The organism is Pseudomonas paraversuta (assembly GCF_904063065.1).
Classification (GTDB): Bacteria; Pseudomonadota; Gammaproteobacteria; order Pseudomonadales; family Pseudomonadaceae; genus Aquipseudomonas; species Aquipseudomonas paraversuta.
On sequence record NZ_CAJFCL010000011.1, the window covers coordinates 40,636 to 57,599 of the forward strand.

Below are 16,964 nucleotides of genomic sequence, written 5' to 3' on the forward strand. Positions count from 1 at the left end.
ATCAATCAATTCCGCCCGTAAGGGTCGTCTGCTCAGCATAGTCGAGGTGTTTGACGAGCTGCGTACGCAGCCGGGCACCTACCTCGGCAAATTCAATCGGCCCTGCATGGTCACGCAACTGGGTCATCGCCAGCCCCGCATAGCCACAGGGGTTAATCCGTCGAAACGGTTCCAGGTCCATGTCCACATTCAGTGCCAGGCCGTGGAAAGAGCAGCCATTGCGAATTCGCAGGCCCAGGGAGGCGATTTTAGCCCCCTCAACATACACCCCTGGCGCATCAGGTTTGGCTGCGGCGGTCACGCCGTAGCTGGCGAGCAGGTCGATCAGGCAATGCTCGATCCGGGTAACCAGATCACGTACGCCAAAACCGAGGCGCCGTACGTCGAGCATCAGGTATGCGACCAGCTGCCCGGGACCGTGGTAGGTCACCTGGCCACCGCGGTCGGACTTGACCACCGGGATATCCCCCGGCAGCAGCAGATGTTCGGCCTTGCCTGCCTGCCCCTGGGTAAATACCGGCGGATGCTGCACCAGCCAGACTTCGTCCGCCGTGTGCTTGTCGCGACCGTCGGTAAAGTGCTTCATCGCCAGCCAGGTGGACTCATAGTCGGCCACACCCAGCTCGCGAATACCCAGCACCTGCGACATCAAAGCACCATGTGCACGAAGCCGGTGGCTCGCAGTTCACTGTTGATGTTGTACAGCTGGTCCTGATCGGTCGCAACGATGTGCAACTGGATCGTGGTGTACTTGCCATTGGTGCTCTGGCGCTCGTCAACACGATCATCGTTTACCGTCGCGTGCTTTTTCACGATATCGATGATCTTGTCCTTATTGCCCACACCCGTGTCGCTGATCACCTTAACCGGATAATCAACGTTCGGAAATTCGATCTTTGGCGCCTTTACTTCGGTATCGGTCATGGCGTATCGGCCTCGTAAGCCCAGAACTACATACGTGCCCCGCGCAGGGTAAGCGCGGGGTCATACAGGTGAGTGCAATCAGTTGAACAGGCCGTAAAAGAATAGACGGATGCTGTCCCATACGCGTCGGAAAATACCACCTTCCTCGACAGGCTCAAGTGCAATCAGGTCAGCGCTGTGCACGACCTTGTCGTCAAGTTTGACTTCAACCTTGCCGATCACGTCGCCTTTGGCAATAGGCGCCATCAGCTGAGGATTCATGGTCATGCTTGCAGCCAGCTTTTTCAATTGGCCTTTAGGCAAGGTCAGGGTCAAATCTTCAGCCAGACCGGCTTTGACCTGATTGGTGGTGCCTTTCCAGACAGGAGCCTGAGCCAGTTCAACACCCTTCTGGTAGAAGGTCTGGGTTTCGAAGAAACGGAAACCGTAGGTCAGCAGCTTCTGGGTTTCAGCAGCACGTGCCGCTTCGCTGTTGGTACCGAATACCACAGCAATCAGACGCATGCCATCGCGAACAGCCGAAGACACCATGCAGTAGCCGGCTTCGTCGGTGTGACCGGTTTTCAGACCATCAACGGTCTTGTCGCGCCACAGCAACAGGTTGCGGTTAGGCTGCTTGATACCGTTCCAGAAGAACTCTTTCTGCGAGTAGATCGCGTAGTGAGTCGGATCTTCGTGGATGATCGCGCGTGCCAGCAACGACATGTCGTGGGCAGACGAATAGTGATCCGGGTTCGGCAGGCCGGTCGGGTTCATGAAGTGGCTGTTGGTCATGCCCAACTCACCGGCGGTCTTGTTCATCATGTCGGCGAACGCATCTTCGCTGCCGGCAATGTGCTCGGCCAGGGCTACGCTGGCATCGTTACCCGACTGAATGATGATCCCGTGCAGCAGGTCGCTGACCGAAACCTGGGTACCTACCTTGATGAACATCCGCGAACCACCGGTGCGCCAGGCGTTCTCGCTGACAGTTACCGGATCGTTCTCGCCGATCTGGCCGCGACGGATTTCCAGGGTCGCGATGTAAGCGGTCATCAGCTTGGTCAGGCTGGCCGGCGGCAGACGCTGGTCGCCGTTGTTTTCAACCAGCACGTTACCGCTGTTGGCATCCATCAGGACATAGGCCTTGGCAGCCAGTTGTGGCGGCGACGGCATCATCTCGACTGCCCAGGCAGCCGGGGTGATGATCAGCGGGACAAGCAGGCACAGGCGTTTGGCAAAGGTGGTGATGTTCATCCGTCTCTCGAAATTGTTAATGGAAACTTACCCTCGCGGGCAAAACTGTTCTGACAGCCGTTTGACTGGCTGTCGCGTATTCAGTTGCAAACCTGCCCCTCGAAGGGCTTTTGTTCTTGGCCCTTGCAACTGCGTTTGCGCCCCCAGGCCTGGAGGCACAACGCTTTAACCGGTGTTACTGATCGGTCACAACGCTCGGCTGGCCCAAATTGGCCAGTCGCACGCTGTTTTGTGTCTGCTGCACTTCATTTACCGAGGCAATCGGCCCCATGCGAACGCGGTGCAAGGTTTGTTGATTACGCACAACCGAGCTGATGAACACGGGAGCGCTGACCATGCCACTGAGTTTGGAACGAAGCAACTCGGCGGCATCCGGATTGGCAAAAGCGCCAACCTGCAAATACGTGCCCTGGCCTTTGACCATCGGATTGACCGGCACGACATCGGCGGCATGCTGCTGGGCTGGCGGCGTCCATTGCTCGACCTTGCCGGTCGTCACTGTCGGGGCGGTGTTCTGGGCCACTTTCGGCTCATTGAGCATCAATGGCGCCGGGCGCCCACGTTGCGCCCACCAGGCTTGCGGGTCAATGCCTTCAACCTTGACCCGTGCGGTGCCGGTTTCGGCATAGCCCAGTTTCTTGGCGGCTGCGTAGGACAGGTCGATGATGCGGTCCGAATAAAACGGGCCACGGTCGTTGACCCGCAATACCACGGCCTTGCCGTTATCCAGGTTGGTTACCTTGACATAGCTGGGCAGTGGCAGGGTCTTGTGCGCCGCGCTCATGCCGTACAGGTCATAAACCTCGCCATTGGCGGTGTTCTGGCCATGGAACTTGGTGCCGTACCAGGACGCCGTGCCCGAGGCCACGTAGGTCTTGGACTCTTGCATCGGGAAGTAGGTCTTGCCCAGCACCGAGTACGGCGCGGCCTTGTAAGGACCGGAGTGCAGGGTCGGCGTCGCGTCCGGGATGCGCGAAACATCGACGTCCCACCACGGCGCACCGTCCTTGTGGGCACGGTTGATGTCCAGCCCCGGTTTGGAAACAACGGCCGTCGGCTTTTGCGGGCTGTTCGGACGACTGCTGGTGCAGCTCACCACCAGCAGCGCAATAGCGGCGCAGGTTGCGAGTTTAAGAGGTGTGCGGATTGCTAGAAACGGCATTACTTGTTGCCCCGTGCTTGAACCAGCAAGTCGGACAGTTGATGCACTGCCATGGCGTACATCACGCTGCGGTTATAGCGCGTGATCGCATAAAAATTCTTCAGGCCCATCCAGTATTCAGGGCCATTGACGCCTTCAAGACGGAACGCCGTGACCGGCAGGTCGTCCGGCAGCGCATCATGACCCGACCAGCCCAGCGCTCGCAACTCCCCGACGGTTTTGACCGGTTCGATGCCCTGGGTCAAGCCTTCATCTGCCCTGTCGCCCTGTACGTCGGCACGCACCACCACCGGTTCACCGGCCACCCAGCCGTGACGCTTGAAGTAACTGGCAACACTGCCGATGGCGTCGTCCGGATTGCTCCAGATATTAATGTGGCCATCGCCGTCGAAGTCCACTGCGTAGGCACGAAAGCTGCTCGGCATGAACTGCGGCAACCCCATGGCCCCGGCATAAGAGCCCTTGAGGCTCAGCGGATCGACTTGTTCTTCGCGGGTCAGCAGCAGAAATTCACGCAACTCCTTGCGGAAAAACTCGGCGCGCGGCGGGTAGTCAAAACCCAGGGTCGACAGCGCATCAATCACCCGATAGCTACCGGTGTTGCGCCCGTAAAAGGTTTCGACACCGATAATCGACACAATGACCTGGGCCGGAACCCCATACTCCTTCTCGGCACGGGCCAGCACGGCTTCGTGCTCGCGCCAGAAATCCACACCCCGGGCCACACGGGCGTCAGAGATAAAGATCGGGCGGTATTCCTTCCACTGTTTGACCCGCTCGGCCGGACGCGAGATCGCATCGAGGATGCTTTGCTTGCGCTCGGCATCACGGAACACGGCCATCAGCTGCTCGCCGGCAAACCCGTAATCGCGAGTCATTTCACCGACAAACTCAGCCACCTGGGGCGAGCCTTCATAGTCGCCGGCCACCGCGCCCTGCGCTGCCCCGAACAGACCCAGCAGGCCCATCCAGGACGCGTATCGAGCGGCCCAGCCACGCATTACTTGCATTGAATTCTTCACCTTAATCAAACTTGTGCGATCCACTTGCGATGAGTGTGGATCGACATCAAAACCCCAAACGCTGACAGCAGCGTCACGAGCGAAGTTCCGCCGTAACTAATGAACGGCAATGGCACGCCCACCACCGGTAACAGGCCACTGACCATACCGATGTTGACGAAAACATAAACAAAAAACGTCATGGTCAGGCTGCCCGCCAGCAATTTGCCGAACAGCGTCTGCGCCTGGGCGGTAATCACCAGGCCCCGACCAATCAACAACAGGTAGATCAACAACAGTGCACAGATACCCACCAGACCGAACTCCTCCCCCATCACCGCAATGATGAAGTCGGTGTGACTCTCAGGCAGAAAATCCAGGTGCGACTGGGTGCCCAGCAGCCAGCCCTTGCCGAAGACCCCGCCCGAACCGATGGCAGCCTTGGACTGGATAATGTTCCAGCCCGTGCCCAGCGGATCGCTCTCAGGATCGAGAAAGGTCAGGATTCGCTGCTTCTGGTAGTCATGCATGATGAAAAACCACATGGCAATTGCCACCGGCACGGCCGCCGCCAACACGCTGATAATCCAGCGCCAGCGCAAACCACCCATAAACAGCACGAACGCGCCGCCCGCCAGAACCAGCAGCGCGGTGCCGAGGTCGGGCTGACGCACGATCAGACCAAAGGGAATGCCGATCAGCAGCAAACTGACTGCCACGTGTTTGAGTTGTGGCGGTAGCGTGCGTTTGGACAGATACCAGGCGATGGTCGCCGGCATCAGAATCTTCATGAACTCCGAGGGCTGGAAGCGAATGACCCCCGGTATGTTGATCCAGCGCGTAGCGCCCATGGCGTTGTGGCCCATGACATCCACCACCACCAGCAACATCACCCCGACCAGGTAGCCCACCGGCACCCAGCGCGCCATGAAGCGGGGCTCGAGCTGGGCGATGATAAACATCGACACCAGGCCGATGCCGAAGGATGTTGCCTGTTTGCTCAGCAAGTCCCAGCTTTTACCGCTGGCCGAATAGAGTACAAACAGACTGCCCGCAGCCAGGGTCAGGAGCAGAATCAGCAGCGGACCATCGATATGCAAACGCTGCAGCAGCGTGGCACGTCGACGCATCACGTCCTCACTGGAGAGGATGCGGTCAAAATTACTAATCATTGGCCGTAACCTCTGCCTTTAAAGGGCTGGCGTATTCGGGTTTGAGCTTGCCGTCAGCATCCAGCAACCAGGCATCCATGACCTTACGCACCACCGGCGAGGCAACCCGACTGCCCGCCTCACCGTTTTCAATCATGACCGAGACGGTAATTTGCGGGTTGTTGGCCGGGGCAAAGCCGACAAACAAGGCGTGGTCACGGTGACGTTCCTGAACCTTGGAGCGGTCGTACTTCTCACCCTGTTTGATCGCCACGACCTGCGCCGTACCACTCTTGCCGGCAATCAGGTATTGCGCCCCGACGCCTGCAACCCGCGCAGTGCCGCGGGCACCGTGCACCACTTGCTGCATGCCGTGACTGACCTTGGCCCAGCTGGACGGGTCGCGAAGAATGATATCGGGCATCGGGTTAGGATCGACCGGCGCCACGCCCTCAATGGTTTTGGCCAGGTGCGGGCGAATCCACTTGCCCTTGCTGGCAATCAGCGCAGTCGCCTGCGCCAGCTGCAGAGGCGTGGACTGCATATAACCCTGACCAATCCCCAGAATCAGGGTCTCGCCCGGGAACCAGGCCTGACGCCGGGTCGCGCGCTTCCACTCCCGGGACGGCATCAAGCCAGCCGACTCTTCGAACATGTCGAGGGAGACTTTTTGGCCGATACCGAACTGGTTCATGTAGGTCGACAAACGATCGATGCCCAGCTTGTGGGCCAGATCATAGAAATAGGTGTCGTTGGACCGCATGATCGCGGTGTCCAGGTCGACATAGCCATCACCGGTGCGGTTCCAGTTACGGTACTTGTGATCGTAATTGGGCAACTGGTAATAGCCCGGATCGTAGACCCGGGTCGAAGCATTGATCACGCCACTGTCCAGACCGGCAATCGCTACTGCCGGCTTGATGGTCGAGCCCGGCGGGTACAGGCCGCGCAAGATGCGGTTGAACAGCGGGCGGTCAATCGAATCGCGCAACTCGGCATAGGCCTTGAAGCTGATGCCGGTGACAAACAGGTTGGGGTCAAAGCTTGGCTGACTGACCATGGCCAGCACTTCACCGGTCATCGGATTCAGGGCAACTACCGCCCCGCGCCGACCGGCAAGTGCTTCTTCGGCCGCCTCTTGCAGCTTGATATCGAGGCTGAGCACGATGTCTTTGCCGGGAATCGGGTCGGTGCGCTTTAACACCCGCAATACCCGGCCCCGGGCGTTGGTTTCAACTTCTTCGTAGCCCACCTGACCGTGCAGCTCGGCTTCATAGAAGCGTTCGATACCGGTTTTGCCGATGTGATGGGTGCCGCTGTAATTGACCGGATCGAGGGTTTTAAGCTCTTTCTCGTTGATCCGCCCCATGTAACCCACCGAGTGCGCAAAGTGCGCGCCTTGCGGGTAATGCCGTACCAGCTGCGCAACCACCTCAACCCCGGGCAGGCGGAACTGGTTCACGGCAATCCGGGCGATCTGCTCTTCGTTCAGCTCAAACAGAATGGGCACTGGCTCAAACGGCCGGCGCCCCTGCTTCATGCGTTTTTCAAACAACGCACGATCTTCCGGCGTGAGCTGCAGGACTTCAACGATAACGTCGAGCACCTGCTGCGAATCGCCCGAACGCTCACGGGTCATGGTCAGGCTGAAACTGGGACGGTTGTCCGCGATCACTACGCCATTGCGGTCAAAGATCAGGCCGCGGGTCGGTGGAATCGGCTGCACATGCACCCGGTTGTTTTCCGACAGGGTCGAGTGGTACTCGTACTGCACCACCTGCAGAAAATACAGGCGTGCAAGCAGGACGCAAATCAGTACCACCACCGCAATTGCGCCGACCACGACTCGTCCGCGCACCAGGCGTGCGTCTTTCTCGTGGTCTTTGAGGCGTATCGGCTGAGACATTCGGGACGCTGACTATTTGTGATAAGGGTGCCCGGACAACACTGTCCAGGCGCGATACAACTGTTCACCAATCAGAATCCGTACTAACGGGTGCGGCAACGTCAAGGGCGACAACGACCAGCGCTGATCGGCGCGCGCGCAAACTTCAGGCGCCAACCCTTCGGGGCCGCCGACCATGAAGTTCACCGTGCGCGAGTCCAGGCGCCAGCGGTCGAGCTCAACCGCCAGCTGCTCGGTGCTCCACGGCTTGCCGTGGACTTCCAACGTAACGATTCGCTCCCCCGGGCCGACCTTGGCCAGCATGGCCTCGCCTTCCTGACGGATAAAACGAGCCACGTCAGCATTCTTGCCGCGGGTATTGAGCGGTATTTCTACCAGTTCAAGCGCCAGCTCGGATGGCAGACGCTTGGCATATTCATGCCAACCCTCTTCCACCCACTTGGGCATACGCGAACCGACAGCGATCAGACGCAAGCGCACAACGAACCCTTATTCCTGGTCTTTGTTGAGCTTGATGAAGTGCTCGTGGGTGTTTTCCGGGCTGTGGTGAGCAGCGTTCAGGGCACGGCTCTGTTCTGCGCCGGACCACAGGCGTTCCAGGTCGTAGAACTGACGGGCACTGGCAGTCATCATGTGCACGATCACGTCGTCCATATCCAGCAGGACCCAGTCGCTGTCGCCCTTGCCTTCTTCGCCCAATGGCTTCACGCCCAGCGCTTTGACGGCCTCACGAACCTTGTCCAGCATCGCGCCGATCTGACGGTTCGAAGTACCGGTAGCGATGATCATGAAATCGGTGATGCTGTGCTTGTCACGCACGTCGATGATCTGGATGTCCTGACCTTTAACGTCTTCCAGAGCGGCAACGGCTACTTCAACCAGTTTTTCGCCCTTGAGTGGCTCACCGGTGAATTTTTCAACTGGCAGCGGAGCGCTTTTGGCTTTGCCTGTGCGCTTTACTTTGCTTACGTCTTTGTTCGTCATATAAAAACTCGTTTTGCTCATGTGTTCGGGCGTTTCAATACACGTTGAATCGTGCCTTGAAACGCGCCTTTTCAGTTCGACGCACGGTAAAGTCCGTGCGCATCGATGTAGGCCAGGACCGCGTCGGGCACCAGATAACGTACCGACTTACCGCTGGCCAGCAGTTGACGGATCTGGGTGGCGGATACCGCGAGCGGCGTCTGCCAGACGAATGCAATCTGTCCGCCAGGCCCCTTCAGGGCCAGCGGGTCGCTCACCGAGCGCGCTGCCAGCAGGTTGCGCAATGCATCCGGCGGTTCGCTGTCGGCATCCGGGCGCTGTAGCACCAGGATATGGCAATGCTGGAGTAAATCCTCCCAGCGGTGCCACGTAGGCAGGCCGCAAAAAGCGTCCCAGCCCAGCAGTAAAAACAACTGGTCATCAGCGGCCAGCTCGGCCCGCATCAGTTCCAGGGTATCAATGGTGTAGGACGGCGTGTCCCGTTGCAGCTCCCGGGAATCCACTACCAGCGTAGCTACTCCAGCGACAGCACACTCAACCATCGCCAAACGGTCGAGCGCCGACACCTGGGGCGTATCGCGATGTGGCGGCCTGGCGTTGGGAGTCAGACGCAACTCGTCGAGCTGCATCATTTCGGCCACTTCCAGGCCACCGCGCAAATGCCCGATGTGCACCGGATCGAAGGTGCCACCCAGAACGCCAATGCGCAGGGGTAACAGGCCGATGGCCGGGGCCACCACTAACGGACTGAGGTCAACCAAGTCAGACCGGCTCCTGGCCGCGCAGCTGACCGTCACCGACCACAATGTACTTCTCGCAGGTCAGACCTTCGAGACCCACCGGGCCGCGGGCGTGCAGCTTATCAGTAGAAATGCCAATCTCCGCACCCAATCCGTACTCAAATCCATCGGCGAAGCAGGTCGGGGTGTTGAGCATCACTGAACTGGAGTCGACTTCGGCCATAAAACGCCGGGCGTCGCCCTGATGTTCGGTGACGATCGAGTCGGTGTGATGGGAGCCGTAGTGATTGATGTGCTCAATCGCCTGGTCCAGACCGTCGACGATCAGGATCGACAAAATCGCATCCAGATACTCGGTGCTCCAGTCATCTTCGGTGGCCGGCAGCACGTCGATCAACGCCCGGGTACGTTCGCAACCGCGCAGCTCGACGCCCTTGGTGCGGAACTGTTCGGCCATTGCCGGCAAAAACTGCGCAGCGACGGCCTGATCCACCAGCAGGGTTTCCATCGCCCCGCAGATCCCGTAACGGTAGGTCTTGGCGTTGAACGCGATGCGCTGGGCCTTGGCCAGATCAGCGCGGGCACTGACATAGACATGGCAAATGCCGTCAAGGTGCTTGATGACCGGCACCTTGGCATCACGGCTGACCCGTTCGATCAGGCCTTTGCCGCCACGGGGCACAATCACGTCCACGTACTCGGGCATAGTGATCAGCGCGCCGACCGCAGCCCGGTCGGTGGTTTCAACCACCTGTACCACTGCCGGCGGCAGTCCGGCCTCGGCCAGACCTCGCTGGATGCAGATGGCTATCGCACGGTTGGAGTGAATCGCCTCGGAGCCGCCACGCAGAATGGTGGCATTGCCCGACTTGAGACACAGGCTGGCGGCATCGATGGTCACGTTCGGACGCGACTCGTAGATGATTCCGACTACTCCCAGCGGCACGCGCATCTTGCCCACCTGGATACCCGAGGGGCGATAGCTCATGTCACGAATGGCCCCGACGGGGTCCGGCAAGCTTGCCACCTGACGCAAACCGACAATCATGCTGTCGATTCGGGCAGGGGTCAGCGCCAGGCGCTCCAGCATGGCTGGCTCAAGGCCATTGGCCCGGCCGGCGGCCAGGTCCAGTTCGTTGGCCGCAACCAGCTCCGAACGGGCCGCATCCAGGGCTTCGGCAGCGCCGTGCAGGGCACGGTTTTTCTGCGCCGTGCTGGCGCGACCGATCACGCGGGAGGCTTCGCGAGCAGCGCGACCCAGGCGGGTCATGTAGTCAAGAACGGACTCAGTCATGGTCTCAAGGGTCTTGGCAGGGAGGAAAGCGGCCGATTATAGCTGTCGCGCCGTCTCACGCACAGCGGTGACAGGCGGATGGTCGAAATCGGCCGTAAATACACAGTGTTCAGCCCCGATTAAGCATCCCTTGCTATGATTGGCGACTTTTTAGCCATCTGCTGACCGCCCTGAAGATGCCAATCACGTTGCCCGATACTTTTTTCAATCGCGACGCCCAGCTGCTCGCTCGCGAACTGTTGGGAAAAGTCATTCGTCACCGGGTTGACGGTTTGTGGCTTAGCGCGCGGATCATCGAAACCGAAGCCTATTACTGCGCAGACAAGGGCAGCCACGCGTCCCTGGGCTACACCGAAAAGCGCAAGGCGCTGTTTTTCGATGGTGGCCACATCTATATGTACTACGCACGGGGCGGCGACTCGCTGAACTTCAGTGCCCAGGGCCCCGGCAACGCGGTACTGATCAAGTCGGCCTACCCCTGGCAGGACCTGTTGTCCGGCCCGGCCAGCCTGGCCCGGATGCGACTCAACAACCCGGACACCCAGGGCCGGCCACGCCCGGACCAGAAACTCTGCGCGGGGCAAACCCTGCTGTGCAAAGCATTGGGGCTGAAAGTACCTGACTGGGATGCAAAATGTTTCGATCCCGAACGTTTACGGGTCGATGACGTCTCAGAGGTGCCGTCGCAGATCATTCAAACCACCCGCCTGGGCATACCCCATGGCCGGGACGAGCATTTGCTGTACCGATTTGTCGATGCCGACTACACCGCGTACTGCACCCGCAACCCACTGCGCCGCGGCCAGGTTGAGGGGCGCGACTATATAGTGTTGGAAAACCCGCCCCCTCTGTAGGAGCAAGCTGTTCAACACAGCAACGCAGAGCTCGCATCTGCAGACGATTGAAACAACGATTAAAAAGGAAGTTTTAGCATGGGCCCATGGCTCGATAGCATGACCGGCTGGTTAACGGCCAACCCGCAATGGCTGGGCCTTGCCGTATTTTTAGTGACGTTCTTTGAATGCCTGGCGATCATCGGCTTTATCATTCCGGGCACCATATTGCTGTTCGCGATCGCCGTCCTGGCAGGCAATGGCGCGATGTCACTGGGTGAAACATTGTTGCTGGGGCTGCTCGGTGGTCTGACCGGAGACGTTGTGTCCTACGTTCTGGGCAGACGTTTCCACCAAAACATCCGGCGCCTGCCCTTGCTGCGCCACCATCCTGAATGGATAAACCGCGCCGAAGGCTATTTTCAACGCTACGGGATTGCCAGCCTGCTGGTCGGACGCTTCATCGGCCCGCTGCGTCCTATGCTGCCCATGGTGGCAGGCATGTGCGACATGCCGGTCCCGCGCTTCATCATTGTCAGCCTGCTGGCCGGGGCTGGCTGGTCGGTGGCCTATCTGCTGCCGGGCTGGGCAACAGGGGCCGCGATTCGCCTGCCGTTGCCTGAAGGGTTCTGGCCGCAAGCAGCCATCGTTGCCGCGGGTCTGACTGCACTGCTGGGGCTGAGCATCAATGCCAGCATCCGCCGCCAACCCAAAGCCACGTTATTGATCGGCGCCCTGGGTCTGGCGCTGCTGATCGCGGTGTTCGCGGGCTATCCGTACATGGGCGCTTTTGACCGTGGCATCAGTGCGCTGCTGCAGGAGCACCGCAGCAGCGCGATGGATCTCGGCGCCGTGCTGGTCACGCAAATAGGCAACTTCCACACCCAGTTTGTGGCCGCGGCGCTGCTCTGCGGGTTGCTGCTGGTCACCAAGCAGTGGCGGGCGATGATCTTTTTTGGCGGGGTGACGCTGTTTACGGCCCTGGCCAACACCGCCACCAAACACTTCTTTGCCCGCATGCGCCCCGAAGTGCTGGTGGATCCGCTGACCACCTACAGCATGCCCAGCGGCCATAGCTCCGGCTCATTTGCGTTTTTTATCGCCCTGGCGATTCTGGCCGGGCGCGAACAACCGCAGCGCATGCGCATTACCTGGGTCCTGCTGGGCTGCTTGCTGGCGATCAGCGTGGCGCTGTCGCGGGTGTATCTGGGGGCCCATTGGCCAACCGACATCATGGCCGGCGCCCTGCTCGCCATCCTGGTCAACGCTTTTGCCCTGGCGCTGAGCCAGCGCTACATGCCGCTGCAGCCGATACCGCAGAAAATCTGGTGGCTGATCCTGCCGGCAATCGTTGCTCTGTATGGCTTTTTCATGCTGCACGACTTGTCCCGCGAGTTGCTGCGCTACACCTATTGATGCAGCCCGACGCCTACATCAGGGTTTCGCCCAGCGCCTCGCTCTGCATCTCGTCGAGCAGCACCTGAATCCCGTCCAGACGCTGCTGCGGGTCATCGACCTGCAGCAGTTCGAGCTTGTCCTGTTCGGCAAAGGGCAGCAGGTAGGCCAACTGGTTTGCCAGTGCCTGCTGACCCGGCACTTCAGTGCTCATGTTCAACGCAGCCACCATCGGGTGTTCCGCCAGGGCTTTGAGCAATGCCAGCAGGTCCTGGTCTTCGTGCTCCAGCGGCTGTTCGGGAAGCTCGTCCAGCCAGTCGACCTCGGCCAGCAATAACTGATTGCCCTGAAGCTCGGTGCTCAACACCTCAAAGCGCCGTCCGCCCTCGACCCGTATCCCCAGCAGGCCGTTGTCCTGCTGCTGAAAATCGCGAATCAGCGCTTCACAGCCAATCCGGGCGATATCCTGGGGCGCCTCTCCTACCTCGCCGCCTTCCAGGATGCACACCACACCAAAACCCGTGCCTTGCTTCATGCAACGGGCAATCATGTCCAGATAGCGCGCCTCGAAAATCTGCAAGTCCAGCACGCAGCCCGGAAACAGCACGGTGTTCAATGGAAACAGCGGCAAGCTCATATATTTTTCCTTAGACAACCAGGGTTACAGCCAACGGCAGGAAAACCGCCGTACCTACGCCCATCAGACTCATGGCCAGCGCTGCAAAAGCGCCGCACTCCTCGCCTTCTTGCAACGCCACCGAGGTGCCCACCGCGTGGGCGGTCATGCCCAGCGCCATACCCCGGGCCTCAGGGCTATGCACCCGCAAAAGCCGCAACAGCCCGGGGCCGACTATCGCGCCGATTACTCCGGTAATCAGCACAAATACCGCCGCCAGGGGCGCAACACCGCCGATCTGTTCTGCGACCAGCATCGCAATCGGCGAAGTAACCGACTTCGGCGCCAGGGTCATCAGCATCATATGCTCGGCGCCAAACCACCAGCCCAGCAAAACCACCAGTCCGGTGGCCAGGACTCCGCCAATCACCAGCGTAGTAAAAATGGGCCAGAACAGTTGACGGATTCGCCGCAGATTCAGATACAGCGGCACCGCCAGCGCCACAGTGGCCGGGCCAAGCAGGATGCTGAGGATTTCCGTGCTTTTACGGTACTCGACATAACTCAGACCGCAACTGACCAGGACCCCGATCACCAGCAACATCGACGCCAACACCGGCTGCAGGAAAATCCAGCGGGTTTTTTCATAGGCCGCCAGCACCAGTTGATAAGCGCCCAGGGTAATCCCGATGCCAAACAGCGGGTGATGGATTACCGACGCCCAGGCGCCCTGCCACTCAAGGTTCATGGCCGCTCCCCGGGGTGACTGTGCCCCTTGAGCAAGCGCTGCATCAGCACACCGACAAACGCCATAGAGATCAGCAGTGACAGCACCAGGGCACCGGCAATGGCCCAAAAATCAGCCGCGATATCGGCGGCATACACCATGACTCCGACGGCAGGAGGGACGAGCAGCAGCGGCAGGTAGCGCAACAAACTGCTGGCCGCCTGGCTCAGGGGTTCGCCGACCTGGCCGCGCAGCAGCAAAAATGCCAGCAGCAGCAACAGACCGATAATCGGGCCGGGCAACACGGGGACGAACAAGTGATTAAGGGCAGTACCGAGCAATTGAAACAGCACCAGCCACGTCAAGCCGCGTAACAACATCTCACTTCTCCAGCAAATATTTTTTGCGTCGCATTATAAGCACGTCCCCTCACAAGCCGGCATTGCCAAACCATGGCGATGGTCACGCAATTACCAGGATGTTTCATCCAGCCCTATAGAGCGGCTCTCCTTGCTACGGCATACTCGCAAGCCTAACTATCCGGATCCCGCTATGCGCCCACTTGCCCCCCTTGCTTTGACCCTGCTGTTGACGGCCTGCGGAGACGGCGAATCGCTGATGCCTCCCGACGCACGCCTGCCTGATGGCGGCCGCTATCGAGGCGAAGTGGTCAACGGGCTATTGCAAGGTCAGGGCCGTATCGACTACCCGAATGGCAGTTGGTATACCGGCGATTTCAAAAATGGCCTGTGGCACGGTCAGGGTGAATGGCACGCCAGCAACGGCGACGTCTATAGCGGTGGCTTCGAACAGGGCCAGTACAGCGGCCAGGGCAGCCTGACCACCCACGACAGCACCTATGTCGGCGGCTTCAAGCAGGGCCGGCGCGAGGGTGAGGGCACGCTCAAAGAAGGTGGCATGAGCTACCGCGGCGAGTTCAAGGACGATCAGTTCTCCGGCGTTGGGCACCTTGAACTTGAAGACGGCAGCCAGTACCAGGGGCAGTTCGCCCACGGTAAACCCAACGGCGAAGGCAAGCGCAGCGATGCCAGCGGCAATGAATTCAGCGGCCAGTTCGTCAATGGCGAGCTGGAAGGCAACGGCGTGTTCAACAGTGCCGATGGCGACCAGTACGAAGGCGCATTCAAACACAATCAACTGAACGGCAAAGGCCGCTATGAAAACGCTGACGGCGATGTCTGGATCGGCGAGTTCAAAGATGGCGCCCTGACCGGCAAGGGCGAGCTGATCGGCATTGATGGCTCGCACTATCGCGGCATGTTCAATGAGTGGCGGTTCAATGGCCCCGGCCACCTGAGCATGGCCGACGGCAGCAGCTATATCGGTGAATTTGCCGCGGACACCTATCAGGGGCATGGCACCCTGACCCTGGCCGATGGCACCGTTGAAAGCGGCTACTGGCTTAACGGACAACGGGTACGCGATGCCAATGGCAACCTGCTGCCCGACCCGCTGGAACTGGGCCTGCTCAATCAGGGAACGCTGCTCAAAGACGCACTGGATGCAGTACCTGCGTCGACCCCCGACGTAGAGCTATACAGCCTGGTGCTGGCGGGCGACGGCAAGCAAAGTGTGTTCATGCGTGAAGCCGAATACGTCAACAACATGCTCGCCACCCGCTTCGGCAGCCACGGCCAGATCAACCTGGTGAACCATCGCGACCATCTGCTGGACCAGCCCATGGCCACCCGAGAAAACCTGCACCGCGCAGCCAAAACCCTGGCCGAGCGTACCGGCCCCGAAGACCTGGTGTTTATCTACCTCACCAGTCACGGCACCCAGGAGCATGAACTGGTGCTGGATCAACCGCGCCTGGAGCTGGCAGACCTGCCTGCCGACGAACTGGCCGCAGCCCTGGCTCCGCTGAAAAACCGGGACAAGATTATCGTGATTTCATCCTGCTACTCCGGCGGGTTTATCCCGGCGCTCAAAGATGACAAAACCCTGATCATGACCGCATCCCGGGCCGACCGCGTGTCTTTTGGCTGCTCGGAAGAAGCCGACTTCACTTACTTCGGCAATGCCCTGTTCGCTCAGGCGCTGAATCAGACCGACGACCTGCAAAAAGCTTTCAAACTGGCCAGGGGTTATATCGCCGAGCGCGAGCAGACTGACGGCTACGAGCCCTCCGAGCCGCAGATATGGGCGCCCAAAGGTGTCCTGGCGCACTGGCAACGCTTGCGCCAGCAACAGGCAAAACAGGCCTTGCAGTCACCTGAATGAACTGCAAGTCAGCTAACTAAGACTAAGCTGGATGTATCAAGGGAGAACCACGCATGTACTTGACGCCTCAGCACATCCTGCTTGCAGGAGCTACCGGTCTTACCGGCGAACATCTGCTCGACCGGTTGCTTAACGAACCCACCATCACCCGAGTACTTGCGCCCTCACGGCGACCGCTGGCCAAACATCCGCACCTGGAAAATCCGGTGGGCGATCCGTCGGTGTTTCTGCCAGAGCTGAGCGGACAGGTCGATATCGCATTTTGCTGCCTGGGAACCACCATCAAGCAGGCGGGCTCGCAAGAAGCCTTCCGTGCCGTCGACCATGACATGGTCGTGGCCTTTGCCAAACGCGCACGGGAAATGGGCGCGCGGCACCTGATAGTGCTCAGCGCGATAGGGGCCGATCCTAAATCGTCGGTGTTCTATAACCGGGTCAAAGGCGAGATGGAGCAATCATTGCGCGTCCAGGGCTGGCCGCAGCTGACCATTGCCCGCCCGTCGCTGCTGATCGGTGAGCGTACAGAACCGCGTTTGGCGGAGCAGCTGGCGGCGCCCCTGTCCAGACTGATCCCGGGCAAATACCACGGTATCGAGGCCTGCCAGCTGGCTCGTGCCCTATGGCGCCTGGCCTTGGAAGAGCAGGATGGGGTGCGGGTGGTCGAGTCCGATGAACTGAGAAGGCTGGGTAAATAATCCGCCCTGTGGTCGCTGCCAAAGGCTGCGAGCTTTATAAAACCGGGGGGCGTAGT

18 protein-coding genes are annotated in these 16,964 nt (G+C 59.8%); 4 read left to right on the plus strand and 14 right to left on the minus strand.

The annotated features are described in order from the left end of the window. Nucleotide 1: 1 nt before the first annotated feature. The 11 genes from lipB to JQ845_RS20400 all read right to left on the minus strand — a co-directional run bounded on the left by lipB (nt 2) and on the right by JQ845_RS20400 (nt 10,398). Nucleotides 2-649, minus strand: coding sequence for a lipoyl(octanoyl) transferase LipB (gene lipB, locus JQ845_RS20350; RefSeq protein ID WP_003444175.1), 648 nt, complete (start codon nt 647-649; stop codon nt 2-4). Beyond that, a complete protein-coding gene (locus JQ845_RS20355; RefSeq protein ID WP_003444178.1) occupies nt 649-924 on the minus strand; it encodes a DUF493 domain-containing protein in 276 nt (91 codons plus the stop codon). The genes lipB and JQ845_RS20355 overlap by 1 nt, the downstream gene beginning before the upstream one ends. 78 nt (nt 925-1,002) lie before the next feature. Beyond that, nucleotides 1,003-2,160, minus strand: coding sequence for a D-alanyl-D-alanine carboxypeptidase family protein (locus tag JQ845_RS20360; protein ID WP_003444180.1), 1,158 nt, complete (start codon nt 2,158-2,160; stop codon nt 1,003-1,005). Between the two features lie 175 nt (nt 2,161-2,335). Further along, entirely contained in the window at nt 2,336-3,322 is a 987-nt protein-coding gene (locus tag JQ845_RS20365; RefSeq protein WP_160626705.1) for a septal ring lytic transglycosylase RlpA family protein, read from the minus strand. Further along, nucleotides 3,322-4,344, minus strand: coding sequence for a lytic murein transglycosylase B (mltB, locus tag JQ845_RS20370; RefSeq protein WP_177413000.1), 1,023 nt, complete (start codon nt 4,342-4,344; stop codon nt 3,322-3,324). Before mltB ends, JQ845_RS20365 begins: the two co-directional genes overlap by 1 nt. 5 nt (nt 4,345-4,349) lie before the next feature. Next, nucleotides 4,350-5,453, minus strand: a complete 1,104-nt coding sequence (gene rodA, locus JQ845_RS20375; RefSeq protein ID WP_165439601.1) for a rod shape-determining protein RodA — start codon at nt 5,451-5,453, stop codon at nt 4,350-4,352. 34 nt (nt 5,454-5,487) lie between these two features. After that, nucleotides 5,488-7,380, minus strand: coding sequence for a penicillin-binding protein 2 (gene mrdA / locus JQ845_RS20380; protein ID WP_003444190.1), 1,893 nt, complete (start codon nt 7,378-7,380; stop codon nt 5,488-5,490). 12 nt (nt 7,381-7,392) lie between these two features. Then, complete coding sequence (gene rlmH, locus JQ845_RS20385; protein WP_003444191.1) at nt 7,393-7,860, minus strand: 23S rRNA (pseudouridine(1915)-N(3))-methyltransferase RlmH; 468 nt, start codon at nt 7,858-7,860, stop codon at nt 7,393-7,395. A 9-nt stretch (nt 7,861-7,869) separates the two neighbouring features. Next, on the minus strand, nt 7,870-8,364 hold the full coding sequence (gene rsfS / locus JQ845_RS20390; protein ID WP_003444202.1) for a ribosome silencing factor: 495 nt from the start codon (nt 8,362-8,364) through the stop codon (nt 7,870-7,872). Between the two features lie 71 nt (nt 8,365-8,435). Continuing rightward, on the minus strand, nt 8,436-9,101 hold the full coding sequence (gene nadD / locus JQ845_RS20395; protein ID WP_165878380.1) for a nicotinate-nucleotide adenylyltransferase: 666 nt from the start codon (nt 9,099-9,101) through the stop codon (nt 8,436-8,438). 25 nt (nt 9,102-9,126) lie between these two features. Beyond that, nucleotides 9,127-10,398, minus strand: coding sequence for a glutamate-5-semialdehyde dehydrogenase (locus JQ845_RS20400; RefSeq protein WP_161719132.1), 1,272 nt, complete (start codon nt 10,396-10,398; stop codon nt 9,127-9,129). A gap of 176 nt (nt 10,399-10,574) precedes the next feature. Here JQ845_RS20400 and JQ845_RS20405 point away from each other — a divergent pair, with 176 nt between their 5' ends. Continuing rightward, entirely contained in the window at nt 10,575-11,252 is a 678-nt protein-coding gene (locus JQ845_RS20405) for a DNA-3-methyladenine glycosylase (protein WP_161719134.1), read from the plus strand. A gap of 78 nt (nt 11,253-11,330) precedes the next feature. Next, nucleotides 11,331-12,647, plus strand: coding sequence for a bifunctional DedA family/phosphatase PAP2 family protein (locus JQ845_RS20410; RefSeq protein ID WP_003444211.1), 1,317 nt, complete (start codon nt 11,331-11,333; stop codon nt 12,645-12,647). Between the two features lie 13 nt (nt 12,648-12,660). Here the strand turns inward: JQ845_RS20410 and JQ845_RS20415 are convergent, their stop codons facing one another. From JQ845_RS20415 to JQ845_RS20425, 3 genes are read right to left on the minus strand one after another with little or no spacing between them, the layout of a single operon-like run. Continuing rightward, nucleotides 12,661-13,263, minus strand: coding sequence for an LON peptidase substrate-binding domain-containing protein (locus tag JQ845_RS20415; protein ID WP_003444214.1), 603 nt, complete (start codon nt 13,261-13,263; stop codon nt 12,661-12,663). Nucleotides 13,264-13,273: 10 nt separating this feature from the next. Continuing rightward, nucleotides 13,274-13,990, minus strand: coding sequence for an LrgB family protein (locus tag JQ845_RS20420; protein ID WP_003444217.1), 717 nt, complete (start codon nt 13,988-13,990; stop codon nt 13,274-13,276). Then, nucleotides 13,987-14,349, minus strand: coding sequence for a CidA/LrgA family protein (locus JQ845_RS20425; RefSeq protein ID WP_202210247.1), 363 nt, complete (start codon nt 14,347-14,349; stop codon nt 13,987-13,989). Before JQ845_RS20425 ends, JQ845_RS20420 begins: the two co-directional genes overlap by 4 nt. 172 nt (nt 14,350-14,521) lie before the next feature. Here JQ845_RS20425 and JQ845_RS20430 point away from each other — a divergent pair, with 172 nt between their 5' ends. Continuing rightward, nucleotides 14,522-16,213 carry a C13 family peptidase gene (locus JQ845_RS20430; protein ID WP_060781718.1) on the plus strand — a complete coding sequence of 564 codons (1,692 nt, stop codon included), beginning with the start codon at nt 14,522-14,524 and terminating at the stop codon, nt 16,211-16,213. A gap of 53 nt (nt 16,214-16,266) precedes the next feature. After that, the gene (locus JQ845_RS20435) at nt 16,267-16,908 is read left to right on the plus strand and encodes an oxidoreductase (protein ID WP_003444229.1); all 642 of its coding nucleotides are present in this window, start codon (nt 16,267-16,269) and stop codon (nt 16,906-16,908) included. The last annotated feature ends 56 nt before the right edge of the window (nt 16,909-16,964 follow it).